Genomic DNA, 6739 nt, shown 5'->3' with positions numbered 1-6739 from the left:
CGTGCGTGACCACGGCGGACCGTGCTAGTCTCAGCGCTGTTCACGAACAGACGTCGAGCGCGGTCGGAGGTGAGTGACATGGCGCGTGGAAAGGCACGGATGCAGGCCGGGGCAGTCCGGCCGGGGACATGGAAGATGAATCCGGAGCAGCTGCAGGAGCACCTGCTGCTGAGGAACCGGGCGAGGACCATCCCGGACAAGAAGAAGCTGAGCGACCGAAGGGCCTGCCGGGACGCCCGGCGGGCCCTTCCCGCGTCCGTGCCCGCCGGCCTCTTCCCTGCACCTCCCCGCGTCACACCCGGGCACACCTCACCCGGTCTCGCCCCGTCAGGGCGCAGGAGGACGCCGTTCACCACGCCTTTCCGCCGCACATCGGCAGGGGGTGGACGACCACCCGGTATCCCTCACTCTCCACGCACGGCGACGGTCAGGGGGTCCTCGCCGAGGGCGTCCTCCAGCGCGGCCTCGCAGCGGGCGGCGACCGCGCACCACATGGTCACGGTCTCCCGGTCGTCCCTGTCCACGGCCCGGACCGCGCGGCGGAGGTCGACGGTCACCGCGTGGACAGCGTCGAGCAACAGCTGCAGGGCGTCATCACCCGCCGGGGCGCCGGTGGGGAAAGTGTAGCCGGCTGCGGAGGGGATCCCCGTCGCGGACAGCGCCCCGTCGCGGACCCGACGCAGCCGGGTGCCGACCGTGCCGACCACGGACGCGGACGACCCGACGGTCGGCAGGATCCGGCCGGTGAGCCACACCGCCTCGTGAATCCGGGCGGTGGCGTCCGCAAGCTCGTCGGGAGCACGACCGGACAGGGGTGCGTCCACCACGGCCCAGTCGACCGCGGCACCTCCGGCGGCCCTGTCGTCCACGGTGGCCAGGGCGGCGAAGAGCCCCGCGAGCAACGACGCCTGGTCCCTGTCGGCGGCCCCGGGCAGCAGCCCCGTCACGAGGTCCCGCACGGCGGCGACGGTCGGGGCCCCGGTGGGGATCTCCACCGTGTCGACGGATGCGGTACAGGAGTCCGAGGGGTCGGTGCCGCACTGCCGGACAACCTCCCCGGCGACCCGGTCGGCCTGGGCGGTGAAGAAGCTTCCGGGGGCGGCGGACGACCCTGCGGCGGAGGCTGCTCCGAGGGCGCGCAGCGCACCGAGGATCTCCAGCATCCGGTCATCGGGTTCAGGCTGGTCAGGGGAGCAGGCGGTGAGCGCGCCAACAGCGGGGAGGACGGCCACACCGAGACCTGCCAGCAGGGAGCGGGCGAGGAATCGACGGCGTGACAGTCGGGGGAGGGGAGTCTCGTGCACGCTCCCAGTGTGCCATCCGCGCCCGGTGCTACTGTTCTGGGCATGGCTTTTCCCTCTGAACAGGAGCTCCGTACGATCGCGGAGCCGTTGGCGGCGTCCCTCGGATTTGATGTCGAGGCGGTGAATGTCACCAGGGCCGGAGCGAGGTCCGCGGTCCGGCTCGCCGTCGACGGTGACGTCCGCCCTGACCTGGACCAGCTGGAGGAGCTCAGCCAGGCGGTCTCAGCCGAGTTCGATGCCCGGGAGACCGCAGGCACCCTCAGTTTCGGCCCCGGTTACACCCTGGAGCTGACCACCCCCGGTCTGGACACCCCGCTGACCGCCGGACGTCACTTCCGCCGGAACATCGGACGGCGTGTGCTGGTCCGTGGCGAGAAGCTGCGTGTCGCCGGTGTCGAGGAGGAGACCGTGTGGTTCGTGCGTCCGGCGGCGACGAGGAGGGACACGCCAGCCGTCGTAGCCCTGGAGTTGGCGGAGGCGGCCGGTGCACTGGTAGAAGTAGAGTTTTCCGATGCCCCCACCGCGGAATCCGAGCTGGTGGGACTGGACCCCGAGAAGTACCGTGCGCTGACCGCGCAGGAGGACGACAAGTGAAAATTGACCTGAGTGCCCTGAAAGCCCTGGAGGACATGGAGCATGTCCAGGAGGAGTCCCTCATCAGGGCCATCTCCTTCGCTCTGCTCGATTCCTACCGGGAGCTGACCAAGGTCGAGGGCCGTGCCCGGGTCGACATCGACCGGGTCGACGGTACGGTGCGCGTCCTGCGCGCCGAGACCGATGACGAGGGCAACCTCACCGGCGAGTTCGACGACACCCCCACCGACTTCGGCCGGGACGCCGCCCGTGCCGTGCGTGACGCGATCCGTGGCCAGGTCGCCGCAGCCCGGACCGAGACCAGCTACGGCAAGTACTCGGCCCTGGAGGGCAGCGTGGTCTCCGGCATCGTCAGCCGGGACGCCCGCGCCAATGAACGTGGCCTCACCGTCGTCCACCTCGGCACCGAGGCCGACGGTCATGACGGGATGATCCTCACGGCCGAGCATATCCCCGGCGAGAAGCTGGAGCACGGTGACCGCGTGAAATGCTATGTCACCGCAGTGCACCGCGGCCAGCGTGGCATCCAGATCCTGTTGTCGCGTACCCACCCTGAACTGGTTCGCGGTCTGTTCGCTCTGGAGGTCCCCGAGGTCGCCGACGGCTCCGTGGAGATCACCGGTATCGCACGTGAGGCGGGTCACCGGTCCAAGGTCTCCGTGCAGTCGACGGTCAACGGTCTCAACGCGAAGGGTGCCTGCATCGGTCCACGTGGCCAGCGGGTCACCGCGATCATGGACGCCCTGGGGGGCGAGAAGATCGACATCGTCGATTTCTCCGAGGAGCCGGCGACCTACGTCGGCAACGCCCTCGCGCCCGCGAAGGTTGTGCGTGTCGACGTCACGGACCGTGACATGCAGGTCGCGAGGGCGGTCGTCCCGGACCATCAGCTGTCCCTGGCGATCGGCAGGGAGGGGCAGAACGCCCGCCTCGCCGCCCGCCTCACCGGCTGGAAGATCGACATCCGTCCGGAGTCCGACCCGGGGGAGACCGGCGAGACCGGGGAGTACCGGGACACGCGGGAGGACTGAGCGGGCCGGTTGGCTGTGAAGGCCTCCCAGGCGTTACACTGGTCAGCGGTCTGAAAACCGGGAGACATGAGGAGGTACGGTAATGTCCGATGACGCACGTACCTCCACCCCGGTGGCGGGTCCCCAGCGGACCTGCATCGCCTCCCGTCGCACGCAACCGGCCGACCGGCTGCTGCGGTGTGTCGCGGTCAGGGACGGTACGGGCGCAGTGAGCGTCCTGCCTGATCCGGACCGTCGGCGTCCCGGCCGTGGTGCATGGATCACCGCGACCGTGGAGGCGTACGAGACTGCGGTGCAGCGCAGGGCTTTCACCCGTGCGCTGAACGTGCCCGCCGAGGCGGATACACAGCCGGTCCGCGAATACATCGTGGCCGCGAACGAAAAGGAAACCGATTACTGATGAGCGCACGATGAAGCAGCATCAGCGATGAGTGTCCACACGACCAGGAGTCGTATGTAGCCGGGGCGCACAGGGAACTCTTCCCGGTGTGTCAGGGCCTGCGACTCCGACCATCATGAAGGAGAGCAGTGCCCGGAAAGCTACGCGTTCATGAGCTTGCAAAGCAGCTCGGCGTAACCAGCAAGGAACTTCTCGCCACGCTCAAGGAGCAGGGCGAGTTCGTCAAGTCCGCCTCGTCGACCGTTGAACCGCCGGTCGTCAAGAAGATGCGGAACCACTACGGCGCAGGTACCGCGTCGAAGGACGCCACCACAGGCGCCACGTCCGTCACACCGGGCACCGTGCCCGGTGCCGGGGTGAAGCCAGGTCCGAAACCGGGCCATCGTCCCACTCCGGGTGCCGCGGGCCGGAAGCCGGGCCCCAAGGCGACCCCCGGTGCCGCGGCAGCCTCGCGCGCCGCCTCCGCCGGTGCCGCCCCGACCCCGGGTACCGTCGCGAAGCCGACCCCCGGTGGGAAGGCGAAGCCGGTCCCCGGCGCCTCGTCGCGTCCCACCCCGGGTACCGCCGCGAAGCCGGCGGGTCGTCCGACCCCCGGCGCCAAGCCGGGCGCCCGCCCCACCCCGGGCGGTTCCCGTCCGTCCGGTGACGGCGGTCACAAGCCGGGCCCGCGCCCGGGTGCCGCCCACAAACCGGGTCCGAAGCCCGGTGGACGTGCGCCGCGTGTCGCCAACAACCCCTTCTCCTCGGGGACCGAGCGCCCGGCGCCGCGTCCCCGTCCGGGACAGGCTGCCAAGTCCGACATGCCCCGTCCCGGTGGCGGACGCGCCGGCGCCCCGCGCCCCGGCGGCACCGGTGCCGCGAAGCCGGGCGGACGTCGTCCGTCGCCGGCCAGCATGCCGAGCCACCCGTCGCCGGGCCAGATGCCGGCCAAGTCCGGTAATCACCCCGGCGGTGGCCGCGGTCGTGGCGGACACGGTGGACCCGGCGGCTCCGGTCCTTCCACCGGTGGTGGCGGACCCCGCGGTGGACGCGGCGGTCGTCGCGGCGGCACTGCGGGCGCCTTCGGTCGCCCGGGTGGCGCTCCGCGTCGTGGACGCAAGTCGAAGCGGCAGAAGCGTAACGAGTACGAGGCGATGCAGGCTCCGTCCGTGGTGGGCGGCGTTCGGCTGCCCAACGGTAAGGGCGAGAAGATCCGCCTGCGCCGTGGTGCCTCGTTGGCGGATTTCGCCGACAAGATCAACGCCGATCCGGCCGCTCTGGTCCAGGCGCTGTTCAACCTCGGTGAGATGGTGACCGCGACCGCGTCAGTCCCGGACGACACCCTGAAGTTGCTCGGCGACGAGATGGACTACAAGGTCGAGGTCGTCTCCCCGGAGGATGAGGACCGCGAGCTGCTCGAGTCCTTCGACCTGACCTTCGGTGAGGACGAAGGCGACAAGGACGATCTCGTCCGCCGCCCCGCCGTCGTCACTGTCATGGGTCACGTCGACCACGGTAAGACCCGCCTGCTGGACACGATCCGCAAGACCAACGTCGGTTCCGGCGAGGCCGGTGGCATCACCCAGCACATCGGTGCCTACCAGGTGTCCGTCGATGTCGAGGGCACTGAGCGCAAGCTCACCCTGCTGGACACCCCGGGTCACGAGGCGTTCACCGCCATGCGTGCCCGCGGTGCCAAGGCGACCGACATCGCGATCCTCGTGGTCGCCGCAGATGACGGCGTCATGCCGCAGACCGTGGAGGCCATCAACCACGCGAAGGCCGCCGACGTGCCGATCGTCGTCGCCGTGAACAAGATCGACAAGGAGGGTGCGGACCCGGAGAAGATCCGCGGCCAGCTCACCGAGTACGGTCTGACCCCGACCGAGTGGGGCGGAGACACCGAGTTCGTCGACATCTCCGCCAAGCAGGGCACCAATGTAGAGGCTCTGCTGGAGCAGGTGCTGCTCACCGCCGACATCGAGCTCGGCGACGAGCTCATGGTCAACCCGAACATGCCCGCCCAGGGTGTCGCCATCGAGGCGCACCTCGACCGCGGTCGTGGTCCGGTGGCCAACGTCATCATCCAGCGCGGTACCCTCCACGTCGGTGACTCCATCGTCGTCGGCGACGCTCACGGTCGTGTTCGCCGCATGGTCGACGAGAACGGTGTCGACGTCCATGACGCCGAGCCCTCCCGTCCGGTCCAGGTCCTGGGTCTCACCAGCGTCTCCGGTGCCGGCGACAACCTGCTCGTCGTCGACGACGATCGGACCGCCCGACAGATCGCGGACCAGCGCAACGCCCGTCGCCGTAACGCCATGCAGGCCCGGTCCCGCAAGCGCATCAGCCTCGCGGACCTGGATGAGGTGCTCAAGGAGACCAGCACCCTCAACCTCATCCTCAAGGGTGACAACGCCGGTACCGTCGAGGCTCTGGAGGATTCCCTCCTCCAGATCGAGGTCGACGACGAGGTGCAGCTCAACATCATCGATCGTGGTGTCGGTGCCGTGACGAAGACGAACGTCGACCTGGCGGCAGCGTCCGACGCGATCATCATCGGCTTCAACGTCCGCGCCGAGGGCAAGGCCACCGAGGTGGCCAACGCCGAGGGCGTCGAGATCCGGTACTACTCCGTCATCTACGATGCGATCGACGAGGTCGAGTCCGCCCTCAAGGGCATGCTCAAGCCGGTCTTCGAGGAGCGGGAGATCGGTACCGCCGAGATCCGTCAGCTGTTCAAGGCCTCCGCTGTCGGCCTCATCGCCGGCTGTATGGTCCAGACCGGCAAGGTCCGCCGCAACGCCCAGGTGCGCCTGGTCCGCGACGGCCGGGTCGTCACCGAGAAGGCGACGATCGACTCACTGCGGCGCGAGAAGGACGATGTCACCGAGGTCAATCACGGCTACGAGTGCGGTATGGTGCTCTCGTACCCGGACATTCAGGTCGGCGACATCATCCAGGCCTACGAACTGGTCGAGGTTCCCCGCGACCAGGTGAAGAAGGACGACAAGAAGGACAAGTAGTCCTTCGCCGTCGACGGCCCCGCGGGACAGGGTTCATCCCCCTGTGCGTTCCCGCGGGGCCGTCCGTCGCACGCTGCAGTACCTCCCGACTTTCCCAACCACAGTGAAGTGAAGGTGTCTTCCATGGCAGACCACGCCCGCGCGGCCAGAATGGCCAAGCGCATCATGACCATCGTCGCCTCCGCCATCGAGCGCGAGGTCAAGGACCGTCGTCTCGAGTATGTGACGGTCACTGACTGCCGCGTCACCGGTGACCTGCACGACGCTACGGTGTTCTACACCGTCCGTGGTGCGGGTATCGACGAGGAGCCGGACACCGGGGCGGCGGCCGAGGCGCTCCACCGTGCCCGCGGTCAGCTCCGCAAGATCGTCGGCGACCAGCTCTCGGTCCGGTTCACCCCGACG

The 6739-nt window shown here is 69.2% G+C and carries 6 protein-coding genes; 5 read left to right on the top strand and 1 reads right to left on the bottom strand.

The features are described 5' to 3' along the window. Positions 1-404: 404 nt before the first annotated feature. Positions 405-1304 (bottom strand): hypothetical protein, encoded by a 900-nt coding sequence (locus tag QZV72_RS12115; RefSeq protein ID WP_297008824.1) that lies wholly within the window; start codon positions 1302-1304, stop codon positions 405-407. Between the two features lie 42 nt (positions 1305-1346). On the opposite strand from QZV72_RS12115, the gene rimP reads away from it, so the two are divergent. The 5 genes from rimP to rbfA form a co-directional block, all read left to right on the top strand. Then, the gene (rimP, locus tag QZV72_RS12110; RefSeq protein ID WP_297008822.1) at positions 1347-1898 is read left to right on the top strand and encodes a ribosome maturation factor RimP; all 552 of its coding nucleotides are present in this window, start codon (positions 1347-1349) and stop codon (positions 1896-1898) included. Next, the gene (nusA, locus tag QZV72_RS12105; RefSeq protein WP_297008820.1) at positions 1895-2929 is read left to right on the top strand and encodes a transcription termination factor NusA; all 1035 of its coding nucleotides are present in this window, start codon (positions 1895-1897) and stop codon (positions 2927-2929) included. Before rimP ends, nusA begins: the two co-directional genes overlap by 4 nt. Positions 2930-3011: 82 nt before the next feature. Further along, a complete protein-coding gene (locus QZV72_RS12100) occupies positions 3012-3329 on the top strand; it encodes a YlxR family protein (protein WP_297008818.1) in 318 nt (105 codons plus the stop codon). A gap of 128 nt (positions 3330-3457) precedes the next feature. Then, complete coding sequence (gene infB, locus QZV72_RS12095; protein ID WP_297008816.1) at positions 3458-6334, top strand: translation initiation factor IF-2; 2877 nt, start codon at positions 3458-3460, stop codon at positions 6332-6334. A gap of 123 nt (positions 6335-6457) precedes the next feature. Next, a partial coding sequence (gene rbfA / locus QZV72_RS12090) for a 30S ribosome-binding factor RbfA (protein ID WP_297008814.1) occupies positions 6458-6739 on the top strand: 282 nt, incomplete at its 3' end.

Source organism: uncultured Corynebacterium sp. (assembly GCF_902782855.1).
Classification (GTDB): domain Bacteria; phylum Actinomycetota; class Actinomycetes; order Mycobacteriales; family Mycobacteriaceae; genus Corynebacterium.
This window is presented reverse-complemented; position numbering and strand designations above follow the sequence as displayed.